The sequence below is a fragment of the Saccharothrix mutabilis subsp. mutabilis genome (assembly GCF_039521145.1).
Lineage (GTDB): Bacteria > Actinomycetota > Actinomycetes > Mycobacteriales > Pseudonocardiaceae > Actinosynnema > Actinosynnema mutabilis.
Window position 1 is genome coordinate 36,431 of the sequence record NZ_BAAABU010000001.1, and the last position, 21,686, is coordinate 58,116.

The 21,686-nt window shown below is 72.9% G+C and carries 22 protein-coding genes and 1 riboswitch; of the genes, 12 read left to right on the forward strand and 10 right to left on the reverse strand.

Going from position 1 to position 21,686, the window contains the following annotated elements:
• The first annotated feature begins 8 nt into the window (after positions 1-8).
• From ABD126_RS00150 to ABD126_RS00165, 4 genes are all read left to right on the forward strand, one after another.
• Entirely contained in the window at positions 9-557 is a 549-nt protein-coding gene (locus ABD126_RS00150; RefSeq protein ID WP_343931455.1) for a hypothetical protein, read from the forward strand.
• Between the two features lie 109 nt (positions 558-666).
• Positions 667-1,602, forward strand: coding sequence for a hypothetical protein (locus ABD126_RS00155; RefSeq protein ID WP_343931456.1), 936 nt, complete (start codon positions 667-669; stop codon positions 1,600-1,602).
• Positions 1,603-1,706: 104 nt separating this feature from the next.
• Positions 1,707-2,288, forward strand: a complete 582-nt coding sequence (locus ABD126_RS00160; protein ID WP_343931458.1) for a phosphatase PAP2 family protein — start codon at positions 1,707-1,709, stop codon at positions 2,286-2,288.
• Positions 2,289-2,376: 88 nt separating this feature from the next.
• On the forward strand, positions 2,377-3,132 hold the full coding sequence (locus tag ABD126_RS00165) for an enoyl-CoA hydratase/isomerase family protein (RefSeq protein WP_343931459.1): 756 nt from the start codon (positions 2,377-2,379) through the stop codon (positions 3,130-3,132).
• 79 nt (positions 3,133-3,211) lie between these two features.
• Here ABD126_RS00165 and ABD126_RS00170 read toward each other — a convergent pair whose 3' ends face one another.
• The 4 genes from ABD126_RS00170 to ABD126_RS00185 form a co-directional block, all read right to left on the reverse strand.
• Positions 3,212-3,493 (reverse strand): DUF4235 domain-containing protein, encoded by a 282-nt coding sequence (locus tag ABD126_RS00170; RefSeq protein WP_343931460.1) that lies wholly within the window; start codon positions 3,491-3,493, stop codon positions 3,212-3,214.
• The gene (locus tag ABD126_RS00175; protein WP_343931461.1) at positions 3,490-3,966 is read right to left on the reverse strand and encodes a DUF3618 domain-containing protein; all 477 of its coding nucleotides are present in this window, start codon (positions 3,964-3,966) and stop codon (positions 3,490-3,492) included. Before ABD126_RS00175 ends, ABD126_RS00170 begins: the two co-directional genes overlap by 4 nt.
• Entirely contained in the window at positions 3,963-4,367 is a 405-nt protein-coding gene (locus ABD126_RS00180) for a phage holin family protein (protein WP_343931462.1), read from the reverse strand. Before ABD126_RS00180 ends, ABD126_RS00175 begins: the two co-directional genes overlap by 4 nt.
• Before the next feature lie 62 nt (positions 4,368-4,429).
• Positions 4,430-5,236: an alpha/beta fold hydrolase gene (locus ABD126_RS00185; RefSeq protein WP_343931463.1), complete on the reverse strand. Its 807-nt coding sequence runs from the start codon at positions 5,234-5,236 to the stop codon at positions 4,430-4,432.
• A gap of 70 nt (positions 5,237-5,306) precedes the next feature.
• Between ABD126_RS00185 and ABD126_RS00190 the strand changes: the two genes are divergently transcribed.
• Entirely contained in the window at positions 5,307-6,299 is a 993-nt protein-coding gene (locus ABD126_RS00190; protein WP_343931464.1) for a sigma-70 family RNA polymerase sigma factor, read from the forward strand.
• A 191-nt stretch (positions 6,300-6,490) separates the two neighbouring features.
• On the opposite strand, the gene trxA is transcribed toward ABD126_RS00190, so the two are convergent.
• Entirely contained in the window at positions 6,491-6,853 is a 363-nt protein-coding gene (gene trxA, locus ABD126_RS00195) for a thioredoxin (protein WP_343931465.1), read from the reverse strand.
• 228 nt (positions 6,854-7,081) lie between these two features.
• Here trxA and ABD126_RS00200 point away from each other — a divergent pair, with 228 nt between their 5' ends.
• Both ABD126_RS00200 and ABD126_RS00205 read left to right on the forward strand, forming a co-directional pair.
• Positions 7,082-8,599: an aminotransferase class V-fold PLP-dependent enzyme gene (locus ABD126_RS00200; protein ID WP_425542723.1), complete on the forward strand. Its 1,518-nt coding sequence runs from the start codon at positions 7,082-7,084 to the stop codon at positions 8,597-8,599.
• A 71-nt stretch (positions 8,600-8,670) separates the two neighbouring features.
• A complete protein-coding gene (locus ABD126_RS00205; protein WP_343931467.1) occupies positions 8,671-9,096 on the forward strand; it encodes a TIGR03667 family PPOX class F420-dependent oxidoreductase in 426 nt (141 codons plus the stop codon).
• Here ABD126_RS00205 and srmL read toward each other — a convergent pair.
• Positions 9,068-10,117 (reverse strand): PheS-related mystery ligase SrmL, encoded by a 1,050-nt coding sequence (gene srmL / locus ABD126_RS00210; protein ID WP_343931468.1) that lies wholly within the window; start codon positions 10,115-10,117, stop codon positions 9,068-9,070. The two genes, ABD126_RS00205 and srmL, sit on opposite strands and share 29 nt — an antisense overlap.
• A 178-nt stretch (positions 10,118-10,295) precedes the next feature.
• Here srmL and ABD126_RS00215 point away from each other — a divergent pair, with 178 nt between their 5' ends.
• From ABD126_RS00215 to cobM, 3 genes are read left to right on the forward strand one after another with little or no spacing between them, the layout of a single operon-like run.
• Positions 10,296-10,688 carry a pyridoxamine 5'-phosphate oxidase family protein gene (locus ABD126_RS00215; protein ID WP_343931469.1) on the forward strand — a complete coding sequence of 131 codons (393 nt, stop codon included), beginning with the start codon at positions 10,296-10,298 and terminating at the stop codon, positions 10,686-10,688.
• The gene (gene cbiE / locus ABD126_RS00220; RefSeq protein ID WP_343931470.1) at positions 10,688-11,833 is read left to right on the forward strand and encodes a precorrin-6y C5,15-methyltransferase (decarboxylating) subunit CbiE; all 1,146 of its coding nucleotides are present in this window, start codon (positions 10,688-10,690) and stop codon (positions 11,831-11,833) included. The genes ABD126_RS00215 and cbiE overlap by 1 nt, the downstream gene beginning before the upstream one ends.
• The gene (gene cobM, locus ABD126_RS00225) at positions 11,830-12,573 is read left to right on the forward strand and encodes a precorrin-4 C(11)-methyltransferase (RefSeq protein WP_343931471.1); all 744 of its coding nucleotides are present in this window, start codon (positions 11,830-11,832) and stop codon (positions 12,571-12,573) included. Before cbiE ends, cobM begins: the two co-directional genes overlap by 4 nt.
• On the opposite strand, the gene ABD126_RS00230 is transcribed toward cobM, so the two are convergent.
• On the reverse strand, positions 12,570-13,616 hold the full coding sequence (locus ABD126_RS00230; protein WP_343932165.1) for a cobalt-precorrin-5B (C(1))-methyltransferase: 1,047 nt from the start codon (positions 13,614-13,616) through the stop codon (positions 12,570-12,572). The two genes, cobM and ABD126_RS00230, sit on opposite strands and share 4 nt — an antisense overlap.
• Positions 13,617-13,642: 26 nt before the next feature.
• On the opposite strand from ABD126_RS00230, the gene ABD126_RS00235 reads away from it, so the two are divergent.
• The gene (locus tag ABD126_RS00235) at positions 13,643-14,362 is read left to right on the forward strand and encodes a cobalt-precorrin-6A reductase (protein WP_343931472.1); all 720 of its coding nucleotides are present in this window, start codon (positions 13,643-13,645) and stop codon (positions 14,360-14,362) included.
• On the opposite strand, the gene ABD126_RS00240 is transcribed toward ABD126_RS00235, so the two are convergent.
• From ABD126_RS00240 to ABD126_RS00250, 3 genes are read right to left on the reverse strand one after another with little or no spacing between them, the layout of a single operon-like run.
• Positions 14,337-15,992, reverse strand: coding sequence for a precorrin-2 C(20)-methyltransferase (locus tag ABD126_RS00240; RefSeq protein ID WP_343931473.1), 1,656 nt, complete (start codon positions 15,990-15,992; stop codon positions 14,337-14,339). The two genes, ABD126_RS00235 and ABD126_RS00240, sit on opposite strands and share 26 nt — an antisense overlap.
• A complete protein-coding gene (locus ABD126_RS00245; protein WP_343931474.1) occupies positions 15,989-16,615 on the reverse strand; it encodes a precorrin-8X methylmutase in 627 nt (208 codons plus the stop codon). Before ABD126_RS00245 ends, ABD126_RS00240 begins: the two co-directional genes overlap by 4 nt.
• A complete protein-coding gene (locus ABD126_RS00250) occupies positions 16,612-17,619 on the reverse strand; it encodes a hypothetical protein (protein WP_343931475.1) in 1,008 nt (335 codons plus the stop codon). The genes ABD126_RS00245 and ABD126_RS00250 overlap by 4 nt, the downstream gene beginning before the upstream one ends.
• A gap of 6 nt (positions 17,620-17,625) precedes the next feature.
• A riboswitch (cobalamin riboswitch) is annotated at positions 17,626-17,765 on the forward strand.
• 30 nt (positions 17,766-17,795) lie between these two features.
• Here ABD126_RS00250 and cobN point away from each other — a divergent pair.
• The gene (cobN, locus tag ABD126_RS00255; protein ID WP_343931476.1) at positions 17,796-21,419 is read left to right on the forward strand and encodes a cobaltochelatase subunit CobN; all 3,624 of its coding nucleotides are present in this window, start codon (positions 17,796-17,798) and stop codon (positions 21,417-21,419) included.
• Positions 21,420-21,686: the final 267 nt, after the last annotated feature.

Below are 21,686 nucleotides of genomic sequence, written 5' to 3' on the forward strand. Positions count from 1 at the left end.
CCCCCACCGTGACCTCCGCGGTGTACCGGGAGGACGCCGGCCCGCCCGGTGACGGCGGCGAGGGCGTCCAGGGCGACTTCACCTTCGGCGCCGGCGGCGACGAGGACGTGGTCGCGTTCGAGTACTCCGGGCACGCCGTGGGTTCCGGCCGCGTGGCCGCCGACCGGCCCGGTGGCTCGGCGACGATCACCACGACCCCGGCCACCGACGGACCGGTGTCGATCGAGGTCTCCGGCGTGGACCGGGCGGGCAACCGCTCCCCGGCGCGCTCCTACCGGTACTGGATCCGCACCACGGCCCCGTCCGTGCAGATGCCGATCTTCCAGTTGGGCGTGCCGGCGGACATCGTGTTCACCGCGAACCAGGCGGGCGCGACCGCGTTCGTCTACACGCTGGACGGCGGCCCGGAGCAGACCGTGCCGGTCGGCGCGGACGGCACGGCGCGGTTCACCCACACGCCGCAGTCCCAGGGGCGGTTGGTGGTCGTCGTGTCCAGCCGGACGCCCGACGGCACCGTTCCGGGGCAGGGGTCGCGGGTCTTCTACGTGTCCCCGTAACGCTCACCTGATCAACGCCTTGCGTTGGTCGCCGCTTCACCGCAGGGTTCCGCGTGGCCCGTTGGCTCGGCCGACGGGCCACGTCCCTGTCTACGGAAGGTGGAGCACCTTGTCCCCTGCGCGCAAAGCGGCGGCGGCGCTGTTCGCGGCCGTCTCGCTCCCGCTGCTGCTCACCGCCCCCGCGTCGGCGGCGACCGACGCCGAACTGGCGTTCCACTGGGCGCCGGTCCACTACCAGGACACCGACTCGTCGGACCACGACGCCGACTACGTGTCCACAGTGGACTTCGACGGCGAGTGGAACACGCTGAACAACTGGGAGTCCCAGGACGACACCGTGTCCCGGTTGACCGGCGCCGCGTACTACTCGGTGGTGGAGACCTCGACGCACTGGTTCATCGTTTACAGCTTCTACCACCCGCGGGACTGGGAGGACTTCCCGGACCCGTTCGGCCAGTACACCCACGAGAACGACATGGAGGGCATGCTCGCGACCGTGCGCAAGGACGGCACGGTGTTCGGCAGGCTCGAAGCCGTGGTGACGGTGGCGCACAGCGACTTCTACTCGTACGTGCCCGCCGGCAGCACGTTCACCTCGGGCCGGGAGAGCGTCGACGGCACGCTCCTGCTCCAGAACGGCCGGCCCACCACGCGGCAGGAGGCCAAGGGGCACGGGCTCTACGCGTGGAACGGCGCGGAGTTCCCCGGCGGCGACGGTGTCGTGTACGTGCCGTCGTCGGCGGGCGAGGTGCCGTCGGGCGGCAACGACCGGTCCGTGGGCTACCGCCTGGTCGACACGTTCGCGGCGGGTGGCCTGTGGGCCCGGCGCAACGACTCCACGACCTACGCGGGCTGGGGCACGTTCCGCGGCGACAACGGCAAGGACAACGCCGCGAACACGGCGTGGGGCTGGGACGACGGCAACGACGGCAGCGACCTCCAGCGCGGCGCGCTCGCCAACGACCCCGCCTACCTGGTCTCGGTGTACTTCGCCAACCGGGGCAGCTTCAGCCTGACCTACACCCGCAACGCGTACCGCTCCTAGTCACACGGCTCGGTGGTCGTGGGCGATCTTGCCCTCGCCCGCGACCGCCGAGCTTTACGCTGCGCTGCATGGCCATTTCCACGCCACCTTTACTGGCCCGTGTGGTGACCGAGTTGCTGGCGCCGTGGGTGCTGGTGCTGAGCCTGCCGCTGCTGGTGGCGTGGCACGCGACCGGTGACCCGGTGGCGACGGTGGTGTGGGGGACGGTCGTGGGCGTCTTCGGGTCGGTGATCCCGATGGCCGTGGTGGTGCGGGGCGCGCGGCGCGGCCGGTGGCAGGGCCACCACGTGACCAACCGCGAGGGCCGGCTGGTGCCGCTGTTCACGTGCGCGTTGTCGTTGGGCGTGGGCATCCTGCTGCTGGTCATGGGCGACGCGCCGCACCTGATGCTGGCGTTGTCGGTGTCGATGTTCCTGAGCCTGCTGGTGAGCATCGGGGTGACGTTCCTGTGGCCGGTGCCCGGCGGGCGGGGGTGGAAGATCTCGGTGCACGCGGCCGTGGCGGCGGGGGCGCTGGCCGTGCTGGTGGTGACCTACGGGTGGTGGACCCTGGTGTTCTCGCCGGCGGTGGCCCTGGTGGCGTGGTCGCGGGTGGCGCTGCGGGACCACACGGTGGCCCAGGTCCTCGGCGGCGTGGCGATGGGGCTGGTGGTGGGCGGGCTGACGTTCTGGTGGCTGGCGGGCTGACGCCGGCGGGGTGGAGCGGCCGGTGGCCGGCGCTTGGCGTGAGAGCGGTCACGGCGCTGGTTCCCGCTTCCGGCCTTACTCTCCGGTGATGACGCTGAGGTTGGACACGTCCGGGCCGGTCGCGACGCTCACCATCGACCGCCCCGCCAAGCGCAACGCCATGAGCTACGAGATGTGGTCGGCGCTCCCGGGCCTGATGGCCGAGGTGGCGGCGGCCCCGCAGGTGCGGGTCCTGGTCGTGCGGGGCGGCGAGCACTTCTCGGCCGGGGCGGACATCAGCGAGTTCTCGACCCTGCGGGCGGGCGCCGCGGGCGCGGCGCGGTACAGCGAGGCCGTGCACAACGGGGAGCGGGCCATCGCGTCGTTGGGCAAGCCGACGATCGCGGCGGTGGACGGGTTCTGCGTGGGCGGCGGGTGCGAGATCGCGCTGGCGTGCGACCTGCGGATCGCGTCGTCGGGTGCGCGGTTCGGCATCACGCCCGCGAAGCTGGGGATCGTCTACAACTTCACGTCCACCAAGCAGCTGGTCGACGTGGTCGGGCCGGCGTGGGCGAAGCAGATCCTGTTCAGCGGCGAGCTGATCGACGCGGCGACGGCGTTGCGCATCGGGTTGGTCAACGAGGTCCACGAGGATCTCGACGCCCGGGTGAAGGAGCTGTCGGAGGTCATCGCGTCGCGGGCGCAGGTGAGCGTGCGGGGCGCGAAGCAGATCGTCAACCGGGTCACCGAGGGCCAGGTCGAGGAGGACGCGGCGGTGCGGGCGCTGTACGACGAGGCCGTGCACAGCGCCGAGTACGCGGAGGGCGTGGCGGCGTTCCTGGAAAAGCGCACGCCGAGGTTCTGACCGAGGAGTGACCCGTGTCCGGTCGCGGTGCCGGCACCGGCACCGCGACCGGACACGGGTCAGCGCTTCGTCGTGCGGCCTACTTGTCCACGTCCCGCGTGTCGCCGGGCCACTCACCGGTCAGCTTGTCGTAGCCGGTGGCGCCGCCGCGGTCGATGGCCGCCTTGACCAGGCCGAAGATCGCGCCCTGGACGGTGGCCGCCAGCAGCACCTCGCCCCACCCGCGGTCCTTCTGGGTGGCGGTCGGCGCGACCTTGTCGCCGCTGATCAGCTTCCACACCTGGGCGAACAGCCGCGAGGCCGCGAGGCCGCCCAGGACGCTGAACAGCATGCCCAGCGGTCGGTACAGCAGCTTGTTCATGACCTGCCCCTCACCAGCCGCCACAGCAGCAGGACCGCCGCCGCGACGCCCAGGGCCAGCGCGGCCGGGTGGCGGCGGACCTGCTCGGCGACCGGCTGCGGCAGCGCCCGCACGGCCTTGTCGGTCGCCTGCGACGCCTGCACGGTCACCTTCGACGCCGTCTCCTGCGCCTTCTCCGCGGCCACGGCGGCCACGGTGTTGACGCGTTCGGCGACCGCGGCGGCCTGGTCCTTCACCAGCACGGCCGTGTCCTTGACCTGCGCCGCGCCCTGCTGCGCGGTCTCCTTCACCCGGTCCGCGCCGTGCGCGGCGGTGTCCTTCACCTGTTCGACCTTCTCCTGCGCGGACTCCTTGACCCGCGCGGGCACGTCCGCCTTGTGCACCAGCGCTTCGACGGTGTCGCCGAGATCGCCGCGCGTCCGCTCGATGTCGGCGCGCAGCTCGGCGGGGTCCTGCGGGTTGTCCTTGCTCATCGGTGCGCCCTCGCCTTCACCTGGGAGATGTCCCGCTTGACGCTTTCGGCGGCCTGCTCCGGGATCGGCGGCGTGCCCCGGTCGATCTGCCGACGGCCGACCAGCGCGAGCACCCCGGCCACCGCGAACACCAGGGCGGCGACGACGAACGCCGCGCCCCACGCGGGCATGACCAGGGCCAGCACCAGGACCAACCCGGCGATCAGCGCCATCACACCGAACCAGGCCAGCACGCCGGCCCCGCCGAGGAGCCCCGCGCCGACACCGACGTGCTTCCCCTTGTCCTTCACCTCCGCGACGGCGAGCCTGATCTCGTCCCGGGCCAGCCTGCTGACCTGCTCGGACAGCCGGCTGACCAGCTCGGCGGTGGACGGGTCGCGGTCGCTGGCGACGTGGTTCATGGGCCGTCTCCTCTCATCGGCCCATGACTACCCACATCACCCGTTGTGTACGCACGAGTAGTTCACAACAGCGGGCGCAGGCGCTCCACGAACGGCGCGGGGTCCTCCGCGAACCCGATGTGCCCGCCGGGGAACATCGTCGGCTCGACGCCCAGCGCGGCGGCCAGCGCCCGGGACGTCCGGTCGCACAGCTGGCCCGCCGAGTCCTCCCCGAGCCCGACCAGCACCCGGGTCGGCGACGCGCGCAGCACGTCCAGGTCGGGCTCCCACAGGGTCGTCGGCAGGAGCATCCGGGCGTGCTGGTACCAGGCGTCGGCGGCGGCCTGCGGGTCGTCCTGGGCGGCGGCCATGTGCTCGACCACCTCGTCGGGCAGGTGGATGTTCGCCACCGCGAGGAACTTCTTCCACGCGCCGAGCACGTCGCCCGCCAGGTGGGTGGCCACGATGTCCTCGGTCTTGACCCGCAGCTCCTCGCGGTCGTCCAGCAGCTGGTCCAGCGGCGGCTCGTGCGCGATCACGGTGTGCGCGGCGGCCGGGTGGCGCTGCGCGAGCGCCAGCGCGCTGACCGCCCCGCCGCTGGACCCGAACACCGCCGCCGGGCCGACGCCGACGTGCTCGACGAGCCGGCGCAGGTCGTCGGCGCGCAGCTCGGGGGTGGAGTCGAGGCCCCGGTCGTCCACCGTGCTGCGCAGGATGCCGCGCGGGTCGGTGGTGAGCACGGTGTGGTCGGCGGCGAGTAGGTCGGCCGCCGCCTCGAACGCCCGCGCGTCCATGGGCGCGCCGACCAGCACGACCAGCGGGCCCGCGCCGCGCAGTTCGTAGTGGAGCGTGGCGCCTTCGACGCGGAGCTTGTCAACGACGTGGTTCATGGGGTTCCTCCGGTCCGGGAATGTCCGTTCGGAGGTGGTAGACCGCCGGCGCGGGGCAGAATCGTCGCTCGTGAGCGAAGTTCCTGTTCGCGGGTCCGACGTGGACCTCGCCCGGCGGGGTGACCACGAGGCGTTCACGCGCCTGGTGGAGCCGCTGAAGCGGGAGGTCCACGCCCACTGCTACCGCATGCTGGGGTCCGCCCACGACGCCGACGACGCCGTCCAGGAGGCCCTGCTGCGGGCGTGGCGCGGGTTCGGGCGGTTCGAGGGGCGGTCGTCCGTGCGCAGCTGGCTGTACGCGATCTCCACCAACGCCTGCCTGGACGCCGTCGAACGCCGGGGCAGGCGCGCGTTGCCGGTTGACCTCGGGCCGGCGAGCACGGTGGTCGAGGACCGGGCGCCGCGCACCGACGTGGCGTGGCTGGGCCCGTACCCGGACGCGCGGTACGAGCAGCGGGAGGCGGTGGAACTGGCGTTCGTCGCGGCGTTGCAGCACCTGCCCGGCAACCAGCGCGCGGCGTTGCTGCTGTTCGAGGTGCTGGGGTTCAGCGTCGCCGAGATCGCCGACGTGATGAAGACGTCCACGACCAGCGTGAACTCGGCCCTGGCCCGGGCACGGCGGGTCCTGGCCGCCAAGGCCTGCACCCCGGCCGGGCAGCCCGCGTTGAGCAAGCTGGAAGACGCCCGGGTCCGCGAGATCGCCACCGACTACGCCGCCGCCCTGGAACGCGGGGACGCAGACGCCCTGGTGGCGCTGCTGACCGAGGACGTGACGTGGTCCATGCCGCCACTGCCGGACTGGTACCGGGGCCGCGCCCCGGTCATGGCCTTCGCCCGCGCCACGCCGCTCCGGTGCGGGGCGTGGCGACACGTCGTGACCAGCGCGAACACCCACCCGGCGGTGGCCTGCTACCTGCGTCGCGACGGCGAGGAGGTCCACACGGCGTGGTCGATCACCGTCCTGGCCCTGCGGGGAGACAAGATCGCCGAGCTGACGTCGTTCATCGGGCCGGAGCACTTCGAGCTGTTCAACCTGCCCCCGACCCTGCCCGCCCTGCCCTGACCGCCGCCCCGGCACCACCGCCCTGCCCTGACCGCCGCCCCCGCACCACCGCCCTGGGCACCACGGCCCCGGCACCACCGCCCTCGGCACCACGGCCCTGGGCTCGACGAACGGCCCCCGACCTCCGGTTTTGTCGGTCCCTCGTGGGACGATCGACACCGGGGGCCGGAGGCCGCGTCACGCCGCGCTGATCAGGCCTGCTGCTCGGCGACCTGCTTGTGGACCTCTTCCATGTCCACCTTGCGCGCCTGGTCGATGAGGTCCTCCAGCGCGGACTCGGGCAGCGCGCCCGGCTGCGCGTAGAGCACGACGCCGTCGCGCACGATCATCAGGGTCGGGATCGACCGGATCTGGAAGGCCGCCGCCAGCTGCTGCTGGGCCTCGGTGTCCACCTTGCCGAACACGATGTCCTGGTGCTTCTCCGCCGACCGTTCGAACACCGGCGCGAACTGCTTGCACGGGCCGCACCAGTCCGCCCAGAAGTCAACCAGGACCAGGTCGGAACCGCCGACCACCTCGTCGAAGTTCTCCGTGGTCAGCTCCACCGTCGCCATGGGTACTCCTCGCCTCGACTGGGGTTTCGCCCCGGGTTACCCGGGACAACGCGCGCGGGAACCCCACGATTCCCTTCAACGGTCTGTGGACGCTTTCAACAGCTAGTTGTACCGTCTGGGCACGCGAAGCGCCAGGAGGTGGCCGTGCCCCGCTGATCACGAGCCTGCGGGCCGCACCGACGTCACCATGGCCGCACGGAAGAGGCGGTTCCTCGTGAAGGTGCTCTGATCATGCGCATCCCGTCGTCGTACCTCGTCCAGTTCCAGGAGCCGGAGGGGTACTTGGACTTCGCCCGGTTCGGGCCGCCTTCGCACGCCGTGGTGGAGGAGTCCACGCGGTTGCTGGAGCGGTCGATGCGGGCGGGGTCGTCCACTGTGGACGGATTGATGCGGGAGGAGGTGCGGGCGAAGGCGGCGGTCGCGCGGTTGTGCGGGGTGGGCGCCGCGCACGTGGTGTTGTCGCCGAACACCAGCACGGGTCTGTTCCAGGTGGCGTTGGCCCTGGAGGGTGAGGTCCTGGTGTCGCCGGCCGAGTTCCCGGCCAACACCTACCCGTGGGCCCGAGCCCGTGGGGCGGAGGTTCAGTGGCTGCCCGCCTCCCCGGTCACCCCGGCTTCGGTCCGCGCTGCTCTCACCCCGGCCACCACGGCCTTGTCCGTGAGCGCGGTGGACTTCCGAACCGGCTACCGAGCCGACTTGGCCGCGCTCCGGGAGGTCGTGGGCGACCGCTTGCTGATCGTGGACGGCATCCAGGGCTTCGGCGTGGTCGATGAACCGTGGTCGGTGGCGGACGTCCTGGTGGTCGGTGGCCAGAAGTGGCTTCGGGCAGGCTGGTCGACGGGCTTCATGGTCCTGTCCGACCGCGCCCTGGACCGTTTGACGCCGGTCCTGTCGGGCTGGACGGGCGCAGAAGACGCCGGATTGTTCAACAATACCCTCCACCCCCTGGCGGCCGGCGCTGCTGCCTGGTCCATCACCAACCTGAGCCCCATCACAGCAGGCGCTTTGGCGACAGCCCTGGAACTGGCGGAACTAGCAACAATCCCACAACTCAACAAAAGAATCGTTCAACAATCCAACAACCTAGCGGAAGTGATCGAGCGGGCAGGCGGCCACATCGTCTCGGAACGCCCTCAATCGTCGGGCATCCTGGCCTTCACCATGGGCGACAAGCCGACCACGCTGGTAGGCGAGGCTCTGGTCCGAGAAGGCATCACAGCCACGATCCGCCCGGAACACATCCGCCTATCACCGCACGCTTCAACCAGCCCGGAAGCCGCCGCCCGCCTAACTGCGGCCCTATCCGCGCTCCGAGCCTCCGCGCGAACGCAAATCGTCGTACCCAGACGGGTGGCCGAACCCGCTGCCCCCGCCGCAACCAACCCCGCCGCAACCAACCCCGCCCCAGTCGAGGCCGCCGCAGTCGAGGCCGCCGCAGCCAGCCCCGCACCAGCCGAGGCCGCCGCGCGCCACGTCAACAGCGACGCCGGCAGCCCAAAACCGCCGGTCGAAACCTTCCCCAGCGACGTAGACACCCTGCAACGCATTCTCATCGAACGGGCCGTCAGCAGCGTCGGCATCCCCGTCGAGCTGATGAAGAAGTCGCACAAGTCCCAGGTCGTTCAGATGCTCGACGACGCCGGCCTGTTCCTCATCCGCGACTCCGTCGACCACCTCGCCGGTGTGCTCGGCGTCACCCGCTACACGATCTACAACTACCTCAAGGAACACCGCAAGCCGGAATAGCCGCCCCCCACCCGGCGTTCCCAGGGATGATCAACACGACCCGCTGGAGCGATCACCCACTGGAGCGATCAATGAGCCTGCTACCCGACCCGTCCACCGAACTGGGTGCCCGGGTGGCCCGTGACCTCGCCGAGCGCATGATCGGGTGGATCACCTCGGTCGACCGCGCCGGCACGCCGCAGCCCGCACCCGTGTGGTTCCTGTGGCACGAGGACCGGGTGCTGTTCTACTCCCGGCCCAGCGCCAAGCGGCTCGACCGGATCAAGGCCAACCCCCGCGCGTCCTTCCACCTCAACGACGAGGGACTCGCCCACGAACTGACCCTGTTCACCGGGACGCTGGCCCAGGCCGACGACGTCCCGCCGGCGCTGGACCACCCCGAGTTCCGCGAGAAGTACGACGAACTCGCCACGCAGAGCTTCGGCTCCACCAAGCGGTTCTCGGACCTCTACTCCGTCCCCTTCCTCTTCACACCGGAGAAGGCGCGACTGCACTGACCGCACCCTCGTGGACCGCGGCGTGCACGGCGTCGCGGGCCGCGTTGGCCTCCTCGTCGGTCAGCGTCCGGGTCAGGTGCCGCAACACCAAGCGCAGCAACACGTTCTTCTGCCCGACCGACGCGCCCAGCCGCGCCACGGCCACCGGTGGGAGCGAAGCGACCGGCGTCTCGCTGAGCACCACGACCTCCTCCACCAGGTCGCCCAGCACCGACCGCACGACGTCCCCGATGGTCTCCCCGTCCTGCTCCGCCGCCACCGCGACCGACACGTCCCGCGTGATCGGCGGGTGCTTGGACACCGGCCGGTACGGGGTCAGGTCGAGCATCTGGGACGCCACGCGCGGCTCGGTCGCCGACAGCAGGCGGATGTCCGGCACGCCCTTGCGCAGCATGAGCAACCGGTCCAAGCCGAGGCCCATCGCCAGGCCGTGGGCCTCTTCCGGCAGCCACGCCCGGCTCAGCACGTGCCGCGCCGCCAGGCCGCACTCGCCGACCTCCAGCCACGAGCCGTCGACCAGCACGTCGATCTGCCGCCCGGCCGTGGTGTACGGGTGCTCGGCGGGCACCGTCCGGTACCGCATCCCGGGCAGCGCCGCACCGATCACGACCTCGATCAACTCGTCCAGGTCGGCCCGGTGCCGGGAGATCCGCCACAGGTCGAGCTGGTGCGGCGTCCCGGAGTGGACGCGGTCGACGGTGTCGCGCCGGTACACCATCCCCGCGCACGCCAGCACCACGTCGTCCCACTCCTGGGTGCCCAGCACCCGCAACGCGGGCGGGACCATCGCGGACGTGTGGCTGCGCAGCATCCGGCCGGGCGCGGTGTAGCGGGTGTAACGGGCGTCACGCGTGATGGCGTCGGGCGGGTAGCCCAGGTTCTCGTAGTTGTCCTCGACCGCCACCTCCGGGTTCTCCCGGATCAGGCGCACCTCGGGCCCGCGCAGGGCGGCGAGGATCTGGTCGAGCAGCACTTGCATGGCGTGCGGCCCCTGGGCGGGGTCGCTGAGGTCGCGAGGCATCGCGGAAGTCCTTCGCGGAGTGGGCCGGCGATGAAGGGGGGACACACCCCCGGGCCGGTCCGCCACCTCGGGACCCGCGTCAGCGCACGCCCCGGATGGCCGGGTCTCCCGGCCGGGGGCGGCTAAATCGACGCGTCACGTTTTCGACCATAGCGCGCTCGTGCCGCATGATGCACGCATGTTGTCGAGCAAGGGCGAGGACTTCCGCGCGTTCTGGACCGAACGCCACCTGTGCACGTTGACCACCGTGCGGTCGGACGGCACACCGCACGTGGTGCCGGTCGGCGTCACGCTGGACGTGGAGTCGGCGACAGCACGGGTGATCGCCTCGCGCGGCTCGCACAAGGTGCGCCAGGTGCTCGCGGCGGGACCGGAAGGCGCGCGGGTCGCGGTGTGCCAAGTGGACGGTGCGCGGTGGTCGACGCTGGAGGGACGCGCGGTGGTCCGGCAGTCGCCCGAAGAGGTCGCCGACGCCGAACAGCGCTACGCGCAGCGCTACCGCCAACCTCGCCCCAACCCCGAACGGGTCGTGATCGAGATCGCCGTCACGCGCGTCCTGGGCAACGTCTGATGGTCACCGTCGTGGGCATCGGCGCCGACGGCTGGGACGGGCTGTCCCCGGCCGCGCGGGAGGAGATCTCCGCCGCCGAGGTCGTCATGGGCAGCGCCCGCCAGCTCGACCTGGTGCCCGGCGCGTTCGACCGGGTGGCCTGGCCGGCACCGCTGCTGCCCGCCCTGCCGGGGCTGCTCGACGCCCACGCCGGCCGCCGGGTGTGCGTGCTGGCCAGCGGCGACCCGATGTTCCACGGCATCGGCACGACCCTGGTCCGGCTGCTCGGCGCGGACGCGGTCCGGGTGGTGCCGCACCCGTCGTCGGTGTCGCTGGCGTGCGCCCGGCTGGGGTGGGCGCTGGACGCGGTGGACGTGGTGAGCCTGGTCGGCAAGCCCGTGTCGCTGCTGGTGCCGTTCCTGCACCCCGGGCGGCGCGTGCTGGTGCTGGGCGGGTCGCCGCCGGAGGTCGCCGCGGTGGCCGGGGACGCGCGGCTGACCGTGCTGGAGCAGTTGGGCGGGCCGGGGGAGCGCGTCCACCACGACCTGGCCGCCGCCGACCCGCTGCACGTGCTGGCCGTGGAGTGCGGACCGGGCGGGTACTCGCTGGTCCCCGGCCTGCCCGACGACGCCTACGAGCACGACGGGCAGCTGACCAAGCGCGAGGTGCGCGCGGTGTCGCTGGCGCTGCTCGGACCTCGCCCCGGCGAGCTGCTGTGGGACGTGGGCGCGGGGTCGGGCAGCATCGCCGTCGAGTGGTGTCGCACGCACCCGTCGTGCCGGGCCATCGCGGTCGAACGCTCGCCCGAACGGGCCGCGCGGATCACCCGCAACGCGCAGGCCCTGGGCGTTCCCGCCGTCCGGGTCGTGGAGGGCGCGAGCCCGCAGGCGCTGGACCTGCCCACGCCGGACGCCGTGTTCATCGGCGGCGGCCTGACCGCCCCCGGTGTCGTGGAACGCTGCTGGGACGCCCTGCGGCCGGGCGGGCGGCTGGTGGCCAACGCCGTCACCGTGGAGTCCGAGGCCGTGCTCGCCCGGTGGCACGGCGAGCTGGGCGGCTCGCTCACCCGGCTGTCGGTCAGCCGGGACACCCGCGTCGGCGGTTTCACCGGCTGGCGCCCGCACATGCCCGTGACCACGTGGGCCGTGACGAAGGAGAACGCGTGACCGTCCACTTCATCGGCGCCGGACCGGGCGCGGCGGACCTGCTGACCCTGCGGGCGGTGCGGCTGCTGGAGTCCTCCCCGGTGTGCCTGTACGCGGGGGCGCTGGTGCCGGTCGAGGTGCTGTCCCACTGCCCACCGGACGCGCGCCTGGTGGACACCGCGAACCTCGACCTGGACCAGATCACCGCCGAGCTGTCCGCCGCGCACGCCGCCGGGCACGACGTGGCGCGCCTGCACTCCGGCGACCCGTCGGTGTACTCGGCGATGGCCGAGCAGATGCGCCGCCTCGACGCCCTCGACATCCCCTACGACGTCACCCCCGGCGTCCCGGCCTTCGCGGCGGCGGCTGCCACCCTCAAGCGCGAGCTGACCGTGCCCGGCGTGGGCCAGACGGTGATCCTCACCCGGACCGCCGCGCGGGCCACGCCCATGCCGCCGGGGGAGGACCTGGCCACGCTGGGCCGGTCCCGCGCGACGCTGGTGCTGCACCTGGCCGTGCAGCGGGTGGACGAGGTGGTGGCCGAGTTGCTGCCCTCCTACGGCCCGGACTGCCCGGCGGCCGTCGTCGCCTACGCCAGCCGTGACGACGAGGTCGTGCTGCGCGGCACGCTGTCCACGATCGCCGCGTCCGTCCACGAGGCCGGCATCAAGCGCACCGCCGTGATCATCGTCGGGGACGTGCTGGCCGCCGAGGGCTTCATCGACAGCCACCTGTACTCCGTGGACCGATGCCGCGGCTAGGCGCGGCCGACGATCGTGCCCCCGCGGTCGATGACGATCACGTCGACCGCGACCGGCGCGCCCTTCAGGACGTCCTCGGCGGTGCGCTTGGCCCGTTCGGCGACCAGGTCGCCGAACGGGACGCCGGCCTCCTGGCACAGGTGCAGCGCGCCCAGGGCGGTGTTGGCGGTGCGGACGCGTTCGGCCAGGTCCGGGTCGTCGACGAGGGACGCCAGGAAGTCGTGGTCGACCTGCGAGCGGCCCGAGTGCAGGTCGAGGTGGCCGTCCGCGAGCTTGGACAGCTTGCCGATGCCGCCCGCGATGGTCAGCCGCGGCACGGGGTGGCGCTTGAGGTACTTCAGCACCGCGCCCGCGAAGTCGCCCATGTCGAGCAGGGCGTCCTCGGGCAGCCCGTGCACGGTGGCGGCGACCTTCTCCGACGTGCTGCCGGTGCACCCGGCGACGTGGGTGTACCCGGCGGCGCGGGCCACGTCGATGCCGCGCCGGATGCTGTCGATCCACGCCGAGCACGAGTACGGCACGACGATGCCCGTGGTGCCGAGGATGGACAGCCCGCCGAGGATGCCCAGGCGCGGGTTCCAGGTCTTCTTGGCCAGTTCCTCGCCGTGCTCGACGGAGATCTCCACCACGACGTCCCCGGTGCCGCCGTGCGCGCGGGCGACGCGTTCGACGTGCTCGCGCATCATCTGCCGGGGCACCGGGTTGATGGCCGGCTCGCCGACCGGCAGCGGCAGGCCGGGCTTGGTGACCGTGCCGACGCCCGGCCCGGCTTCGAACGTGACACCCGTGCCGGGCGCGCCGTGGCGGACCGTCGAGCGGATGAGCGCGCCGTGGGTGACGTCCGGGTCGTCGCCGGCGTCCTTCACGACGGCGGCGGACGCGTGGTCGGCGGCGAGTTCCTCCCGGGCGAGGGCGAACGACGGGGTCTGGCCCTTGGGCAGGAGGATCTCCACCGGGTCGGGGAACTCGCCGGTGAGCAGCGCCGTGTAGGCGGCGGTGGTGGCGGCCGTGGCGCAGGCCCCGGTCGTCCACCCGTAGCGCAGGTTCACGGGGTCAGGATGCAACAACCATGAGAACGGTGTTGGTGCTGGGTGGCACCGCCGAGGGCCGCGCCCTCGCCGATGAGCTGGTGGGCGGCCTCCGGGTGGTGTCGTCGCTGGCCGGGCGGGTGAGCGCGCCCCGGTTGCCCGTCGGCGAGGTGCGGATCGGCGGGTTCGGCGGGGTGGCCGGGCTGGTCGGCTACCTGCGGGCCGAGGGGGTGTCGGCGGTCGTGGACGCCACGCACCCGTTCGCCGGGGGGATCACCGCCAACGCCGCCGAAGCGTGCCGGGTGGCTGGGGTGCCGCTGCTCGTGCTGCGCCGGCCCGGGTGGGCGGCGGGCGCCGGCGACGACTGGACCTGGGTGGACTCGCCGGCCGACGCGGCGGCGGCGGTGGGGGAGCGCCGGGCGTTCATCACCACCGGGCGGCAGGGGCTCGCGGCGTTCCGCGGCGGGGTCGCCCGGACGGTGGACCCGCCCGAGCCGCCGGTGCCCGGTGTGACGGTCCTGCTCGACCGCGGCCCGTACACCGTGGCCGGCGAGGTGGCCCTGATGCGGGAACACCGCATCGAGGTGCTCGTGACCAAGGACAGCGGCGGCTCGATGACCGCCGCGAAGCTCACCGCGGCCCGGGAACTGGGCATCCCGGTCGTCGTGGTCCGGCGACCGCCCCTGCCCGACGGGGTCGAGGTGGTCGGGACGGTCGCCGAAGCCGTCGAGTGGGTCAGCCGGGGTAGCGGCGCGGGGTGAACACGGTCCCCCGGGCCGACACCCGCGTCTGCGACGACCCGATGAGCAGCAGGCACCGCATGTCCACGGTGGCCGGGTCGAGGTCGGCCAGGCGGACCACCCGGACCTCCTCCTCCGGCCCGCCGACGTCGCGGCCCACCACGACCGGCGTGTCCGGGGAGCGGTGCTCCAGCAGCAGGTCGCGGGCGCGTTCGACCTGCCACGTGCGGCTGCGCGAGGCCGGGTTGTAGATCGCCAGCACCAGGTCGGCGGCAGCGGCGGCGGCCAGGCGGGACGCGATGACGTCCCACGGCTTGAGGCGGTCGGACAGGGAGACCACGGCGTAGTCGTGGCCCAGCGGCGCCCCGGCGCGGCTGGCGACGGCGTGCGCGGCGGTCATGCCGGGCAGCACCCGGACCGGCACGTCGGCGAACTGCTCCTCCGCCGCCACCTCCAGCACGGCGCTGGCCATCGCGAACACCCCGGGGTCACCGGAGGACACCACGGCCACCCGCCGGCCCCGCTTGGCCAGGTCCAACGCGAACGCCGCCCGCTCGGACTCGACCTTGTTGTCCGAGGCGTGCTTGCGCTGGCGGGGGCCGGTGGATACGCGGTTCAGGTAGGTGACGTACCCGACCAGGTCATCGGCCGACGCGAGGGCCTGACGTGCTTCGGGGGTCAGCCACTCGGGACCCGCCGGCCCCAAACCCACCACGACCACCTCGCCACGCACCGAGCCGCCGGCCGCAGCGCCGTCCGCCGCCGAGCCGTCCGCTGCCGAGCCGCCTGCCGCAGCGCCGCCGCCCGCCGAGCCGCCTGCCGCAGCGCCGCCGCCCGCCGAGCCGCCTGCCGCAGCGCCGCCTGCCGCAGCGCCGCCGCCCGCCGAGCCGTCCGCCGCAGCGCCGCCGGCCGCAGCGCCGCTCCCCGCGTGGTCTGCCGGTGCGGGGGCTTTGCTCGGCAGGAGGGCCAGCGAGAAGTACGGCACCCCCTCGGCGTCCACTTCGGACAGTGGCGCGGTGCGCTGCTTGCCGGTGGTCGCGCGTTCGACGTACCAGGCCTCCGCCAGCCGCCCCGACCGCTCCAGCGCCTCCCGCACCCGCGGGAACGTCCGCCCCAGCTTCATGATCGCCACCGGGTCGCCGGTCGCCAGGTGCGCCGCCAACGCGTCCGCGGGCAGCGTCCCGGGCAGCACGGTCAGCACCTCGTCCCGCTCCACCAACGGCTTCCCGATCACCGCCGCCCCGGCCGACACCGACGTCACCCCGGGCACGACCTCCGCCGGGTACCGGTGCGCCAACCGCTTGTGCAGGTGCATGTACGACCCGTAGAAGAACGGGTCGCCCGCGGCCAGCACCACCACGGTCCGCCCCGCGTCCAGGTGCGCCGCCAGCCGCGCCGCGCACTCCTCATAGAACGCGTCGATCTCGCCCTGGTAGTCGTCGGTGTCCTCGGTCGTGACCGGGTACACCAACTGCTCCTCGATCTGGCCCTCGCGCAGGTAGCGGGCGGCGATGTTGCGGGCCACGCTGCGGCCGTGCCGCGCGCTGTGGAACACCACCACGTCGGCCTCGCCGATCAGCCGCGCCGCCTTGACGGTCACCAGCTCCGGGTCGCCCGGCCCCACTCCGACCCCGTACAGCCTGCCCGTCATTCTTCCTCGCTCGCGATCGCGTTGACGGCCGCCGCGGTCATGGCGCTGCCGCCCCGACGCCCGCGCACGACCAGGTACTCCAGGCCGAGGTCGTTGGCCGCCAACGCGTCCTTCGACTCCGCCGCGCCGATGAACCCGACCGGCACGCCCAGCACGGCGGCGGGCTTCGGCGCGCCCGCGGCCACCATGTCCAGCAGGTGGAACAACGCCGTCGGCGCGTTGCCGATGGCGACCACCGCGCCCGCCAGCCGGTCGCCCCACAGCTCCAGGGCCGCCGCGCTGCGCGTGTTGCCCAGCTCCGCCGCCAGGCCCGGCACGCGCGGGTCGGACAACGTGCACAGCACCTCGTTGTCCGCGGGCAACCGCTTGCGCGTCACGCCCGCCGCCACCATCTGCGCGTCGCACAGGATCGGCGCACCGGCCAGCAGCGCCGCCCGCGCGGAAGCCACCACGCCGGGGGAGTGGGCGATGTCCCGGACCAGGTCGACCATGCCGCAGGCGTGGATCATCCGCACCGCGACCCGCGCCACGTCCGCCGGCAGCCCGGTCAGGTCCGCCTCGGCGCGGATGGTCGCGAACGACTGGCGGTAGATCTCCGCGCCGTCCTTGATGTAGCTGGTCACCTGATCTCCTCGTACCCGTCGCCGGTCGCGACGTACTCCACCACGTCCCCCGCCGGCCGCCCGCACCGCCGCGCGCAGCCCGACCAGTGCACCCGGCCCGCGTGCGGCGTGCCGATCCACGCCGTGACGTCCGCCCGCACGTCCGACAGCGACTTCGCGCACCCCGGCCGCCCGGTGCACGCGCTCACCCCGTGCCACGGCGAATCCGACGAGGTGAACAGGCCCGTGGTGTCCGCCCCGACCGGCACCACCACGCTGCGCCACGGCGTGATCCGCACCGGCACTCCGGCGAGCAGCCGCGCGTCCAACCGACCCAACGGCACACCCGCCACGACGACGTCGCCGTGCACCCCGGGTGCGACCGGAGTCACAGTCGGGGGAATCCTCCCGGGTACCGGGGCGCCCAGGGCGTCCGTGATCTTCCGCACACCGGAGTCCACTTCGGACAGCCGCCAGGCGCTGCCGCGGATCTCCTGGAACAACCGGGAAGCCGTCACCACGGCCGCCACTGCATCGGTCACGCGCAGCCCGGAATCGGTTCCGGCCAGGAACAACGCGTCACCCACCAGGCCGATGTCACCGCCCAGCCCGCTGACCCCGGCACCCACCGTGACCAGGAACCGCCCCGGCAGGTCGGCCAACTCCGGCACCGCGCACAGCGCGCGGTCGATCCCGTCGACCAACCCCTGGTTGTCCTCCAGCGGCGCGGCGATGATGTTGCGCATCCGCTCGTGCGTCCGCGAGGGCAGCAGGCCGATGTCGGCCAGGAGCGCTCCCAGGACGTGCTCGGCGCCCGGCCGCAAGCCCCTGATCTGCACGTTCGCCCGCGAGGTCAGTTCCAGTGCCCCGTCGCCCAACTCCAGCGCGGCACCGCGCAGCGCGTCGAACTGCGCCGCCGACAGCGTCCCGCCGGGCACTCGGACGCGCGCCAGGCCGCCGTCGGCCGCCTGGTGCACGTCGACGGCGCCGGGGCACGCGTCGGGTCGTTCACGCTCCTGGGGCATGGGCTGGATGCTAACGCCCGTTAGGGTTGTCCCCGAACGGCGAAGCAACAGGAGGAAGCCGGTGCGAGTCCGGCGCGGTCCCGCCACTGTGACCGGGTGCGAGCCCGGGAGTCAGGAACTCCGCCCGCCGTCCCCTACGACCTGGGGCGAGGACCCCCGAGGGATGGAGCCCGCACGTGATCCTGCTGCTGTCGACCTCCGACACCGACCTGCTGTCCGCTCGCGCGAGCGGCGCGGACTACCGGCTGGGCAACCCCGCCCGGCTCACCGTGGACGACCTGCCCGCCCTGGTCGAGGGCGTGGACCTGGTGGTCGTGCGCATCCTCGGCGGTCGCCGGATGTGGGAGGAGGGCCTCGACTGGCTGCTGGCCGGCCCGCGCCCGGTCGTGGTGCTGGGTGGTGAGCAGAACCCGGACGCCCCGCTGATGGAGCTGTCCACCGTGCCGGGCGGGGTGTGCGCGGAGGCGCACGCCTACCTGGCGCACGGCGGTCCGGCGAACCTGGCGGAGCTGTTCAACTTCCTGTCCGACACCGTCCTGCTGACCGGTTTCGGCTTCAACCCGCCGACCGCCGCGCCGAACTGGGGCGTGCTGGAGCGGCCTCCGGCCCCCGCTTCGATCGTCGCACCGACCACCGACGATTCGGCCGCCTTGTCGCCGGAGGAGTTGTCGCGGCGTCCCGTGGTGGCGGTGTTGTACTACCGGGCGCACCACGTGGCGGGGAACACCGCGTTCGTGCACGCCCTGTGCGACGCGATCGAGGCCAAGGGCGGCCGGCCGCTGCCGGTCTACTGCGCGTCGCTGCGCACCGCCGAGCCCGAGCTGCTCGCCGAACTCGGCAAGGCCGACGCCCTCGTGGTCACCGTGCTCGCGGCCGGCGGCACCAAGCCCGCCACCGCGTCCGCCGGCGGCGACGACGACGCGTGGGACGTGGGCGCGCTCGCGGCGCTGGACATCCCGATCCTCCAGGGGCTGTGCCTGACCTCCAGCCGCGCCGCGTGGGACGAGAACGACGACGGACTGTCCCCTTTGGACACCGCCACGCAGGTCGCCATCCCCGAGTTCGACGGCCGGATCATCACCGTCCCCTTCTCCTTCAAGGAGATCGACGAGGACGGCCTGACCGTCTACGTCGCCGACCCCGAGCGCGCGCTGCGCGTGGCGGGCATCGCCGTGCGGCACGGCAGGCTGCGGCACATCCCCAACGCCGACAAGAAGATCGTCGTCATGCTGTCGGCCTACCCGACCAAGCACTCCCGCATCGGCAACGCGGTCGGCCTGGACACCCCGGCCAGCGTCGTGCGGCTGCTCAAGGCGTTGCGCGACAACGGCTACGACATCGGCGACGACCTGCCCGGCGTCGCCGACCTCGACGGCGACGCCCTGATCCACGCGCTCATCGCCGCCGGCGGCCAGGACGTCGACTGGCTCACCGAGGAGCAGGTCCAGGGCAACCCGGTCCGCATCGCCGCCTCCGCCTACCGCGAGTGGTTCGCCACGCTGCCCGACGAGACCCGCGAGGAGATCGAGCGGCACTGGGGGCAGGCCCCCGGCGAGCTGTTCGTGGACCGCTCCCGGGACCAGGACGGCGAGATCGTGCTGGCCGCCCTGCGGTCGGGCAACGTCGTGGTCATGGTGCAGCCGCCGCGCGGCTTCGGCGAGAACCCGATCGCCATCTACCACGACCCGGACCTGCCGCCGAGCCACCACTACCTGGGCGCGTACCGGTGGCTTGAGTCGGAGTTCGGCGCGGACGCCGTCGTGCACGTCGGCAAGCACGGCAACCTGGAGTGGCTGCCCGGCAAGGCCGTCGGCCTGTCCGCCGGCTGCGGCCCGGACGCCGCGCTGGGCGACCTGCCGCTGGTCTACCCGTTCCTGGTCAACGACCCGGGTGAGGGCACGCAGGCCAAGCGCCGCGTCCACGCCACCCTGGTCGACCACCTGGTGCCGCCGATGGCCCGCGCCGACAGCTACGGCGACATCGCCCGGCTGGAGCAGTTGCTGGACGAGCACGGCAACATCGCCGCGATGGACCCGGCGAAGCTGCCCGCCATCCGCGCCCAGATCTGGACGCTGATCCAGGCCGCGAAGCTCGACCACGACCTGGGCATCGAGGACCGGCCGCACGACGCCGAGTTCGACGAGCTGATCCTGCACGTGGACGGCTGGCTGTGCGAGGTCAAGGACGTCCAGATCCGTGACGGCCTGCACGTGCTGGGCGAGCCGCCGACCGGCGAGACCCGCGTCAACCTGGTGCTCGCGATCCTCCAGGCCAAGCAGATGTGGGCCGGCCAGGTCGCCGCGCTGCCCGGCCTGCGCGAGGCCCTCGGGCTCAAGGACTCCACCCGGACCTCGGTGGACGCCGTCGAGGCCGAGGCCCGCGCGCTGGTGCAGGCGATGGAGGACGCCGGCTGGGACCCGGCCGCCGCGCGGACGTTGACCGACGACGAGGACGTGGCGCGCATCCTGGAGTTCGGCGCGCTGGAGGTCGTGCCGCGGCTGGCGCGCACCACCGACGAGCTGGCCAACACGCTGCACGCGCTCAACGGCGGGTACGTCCCGGCCGGGCCGAGCGGGTCCCCGTTGCGCGGCCTGGTGAACGTGCTGCCGACCGGCCGCAACTTCTACTCCGTGGACCCCAAGGCGGTGCCGTCCAAGCTGGCCTGGGAGACCGGGCAGGCCATGGCGGAGTCCCTGCTGGAGCGCTACCGCGCCGACCACGACGGGCAGTGGCCGCCGTCGGTGGGCCTGTCGGTGTGGGGCACCAGCGCGATGCGCACCGCCGGTGACGACATCGCGGAGGTCCTCGCGCTGATGGGCGTCCGGCCGGTGTGGGACGACCAGTCCCGCCGCGTCACGGGCCTGGAACCGATCCCGCTGGACGAGCTGGGCCGTCCGCGCGTCGACGTGACGGTCCGCATCTCGGGCTTCTTCCGCGACGCGTTCCCGCACGTGGTGGCCCTGCTGGACGACGCCGTGCAGCTCGTCGCCGCCCTGGACGAGCCCGCCGAGGACAACTACGTCCGGGCGCACGCCCAAGCGGCCGAGGCCGAGCACGGCGACCGCCGCCGCGCCACCCTGCGCATCTTCGGCTCCAAGCCGGGCGCGTACGGGGCGGGCCTGCTGCCGCTGATCGACAGCCGCAACTGGCGCGACGACGCCGACCTCGCCGAGGTGTACGCGGTGTGGGGCGGCTACGCCTACGGCCGCGAGCTGGACGGCGTCGAGGCGCGCACCGACATGGAGAGCGCGTACAAGCGGATCGCGGTGGCGGCCAAGAACATCGACACCCGCGAGCACGACATCGCCGACTCCGACGACTACTTCCAGTACCACGGCGGCATGGTCGCCACCGTCCGCGCGCTGACCGGCAAGGCCCCCGCCGCCTACGTCGGCGACAGCACCCGCCCGGACGCCGTCCGCACCCGGACGCTGCACGAGGAGACCAACCGCATCTTCCGCGCCCGCGTGGTCAACCCGCGCTGGCTCGCCGCGATGCGCAAGCACGGCTACAAGGGCGCGTTCGAATTGGCCGCGACCGTGGACTACCTGTTCGGCTACGACGCGACCACCGGCGTGGTGGCGGACTGGATGTACGAGCAATTGGCCGCGAGCTACGTGCTGGACCCGGAGAACCGGAAGTTCCTCTCGGAGTCGAACCCGTGGGCGTTGCACGGCATTTCGGAGCGGCTGCTGGAGGCGGCGGACCGGGGGATGTGGGAACACCCGGAACAGGAGACGTTGGACGCCTTGAAGGCGGTTTACCTGGAGACCGAAGGCGACTTGGAAGACGGTCGCTGAAGTATTTCCACGTCGCGGCGCGCATCCTTTGCGGTGCGCGCCGCACGTGTTTCTAGGGGTCACACGCACTACTTTTCCGATCCCGGAAACGTCCCGCCCCGCGCGAAGGGCCGCCCGATCGAGCGCTCGGGCCACGTCACCGCGAATAGCCGTGTTGCTCGCGCCACAGGCGCCCGGCGGGTGTCCGGAGGAATGGTGGCCGCCGGTTGGAGCACCAGTCCCGGGGCCGTCTGGGAGCGCTCCACGGCGTTGCGCTGCGTACCGAGT

Bases quoted from the DNA above. Each gene is read 5' to 3' on its own strand.
- ABD126_RS00165 (WP_343931459.1), top strand. From the start codon at position 2,377: ATGACGCTGAGGTTGGACACGTCCGGGCCGGTCGCGACGCTCACCATC.
- ABD126_RS00170 (WP_343931460.1), bottom strand. From the start codon at position 3,493: ATGAACAAGCTGCTGTACCGACCGCTGGGCATGCTGTTCAGCGTCCTG.
- ABD126_RS00175 (WP_343931461.1), bottom strand. From the start codon at position 3,966: ATGAGCAAGGACAACCCGCAGGACCCCGCCGAGCTGCGCGCCGACATC.
- ABD126_RS00180 (WP_343931462.1), bottom strand. From the start codon at position 4,367: ATGAACCACGTCGCCAGCGACCGCGACCCGTCCACCGCCGAGCTGGTC.
- ABD126_RS00185 (WP_343931463.1), bottom strand. From the start codon at position 5,236: ATGAACCACGTCGTTGACAAGCTCCGCGTCGAAGGCGCCACGCTCCAC.
- trxA (WP_343931465.1), bottom strand. From the start codon at position 6,853: ATGGCGACGGTGGAGCTGACCACGGAGAACTTCGACGAGGTGGTCGGC.
- ABD126_RS00205 (WP_343931467.1), top strand. From the start codon at position 8,671: ATGAGCCTGCTACCCGACCCGTCCACCGAACTGGGTGCCCGGGTGGCC.
- srmL (WP_343931468.1), bottom strand. From the start codon at position 10,117: ATGCCTCGCGACCTCAGCGACCCCGCCCAGGGGCCGCACGCCATGCAA.
- ABD126_RS00215 (WP_343931469.1), top strand. From the start codon at position 10,296: ATGTTGTCGAGCAAGGGCGAGGACTTCCGCGCGTTCTGGACCGAACGC.
- cbiE (WP_343931470.1), top strand. From the start codon at position 10,688: ATGGTCACCGTCGTGGGCATCGGCGCCGACGGCTGGGACGGGCTGTCC.
- ABD126_RS00235 (WP_343931472.1), top strand. From the start codon at position 13,643: ATGAGAACGGTGTTGGTGCTGGGTGGCACCGCCGAGGGCCGCGCCCTC.
- ABD126_RS00240 (WP_343931473.1), bottom strand. From the start codon at position 15,992: ATGACGGGCAGGCTGTACGGGGTCGGAGTGGGGCCGGGCGACCCGGAG.
- ABD126_RS00250 (WP_343931475.1), bottom strand. From the start codon at position 17,619: ATGCCCCAGGAGCGTGAACGACCCGACGCGTGCCCCGGCGCCGTCGAC.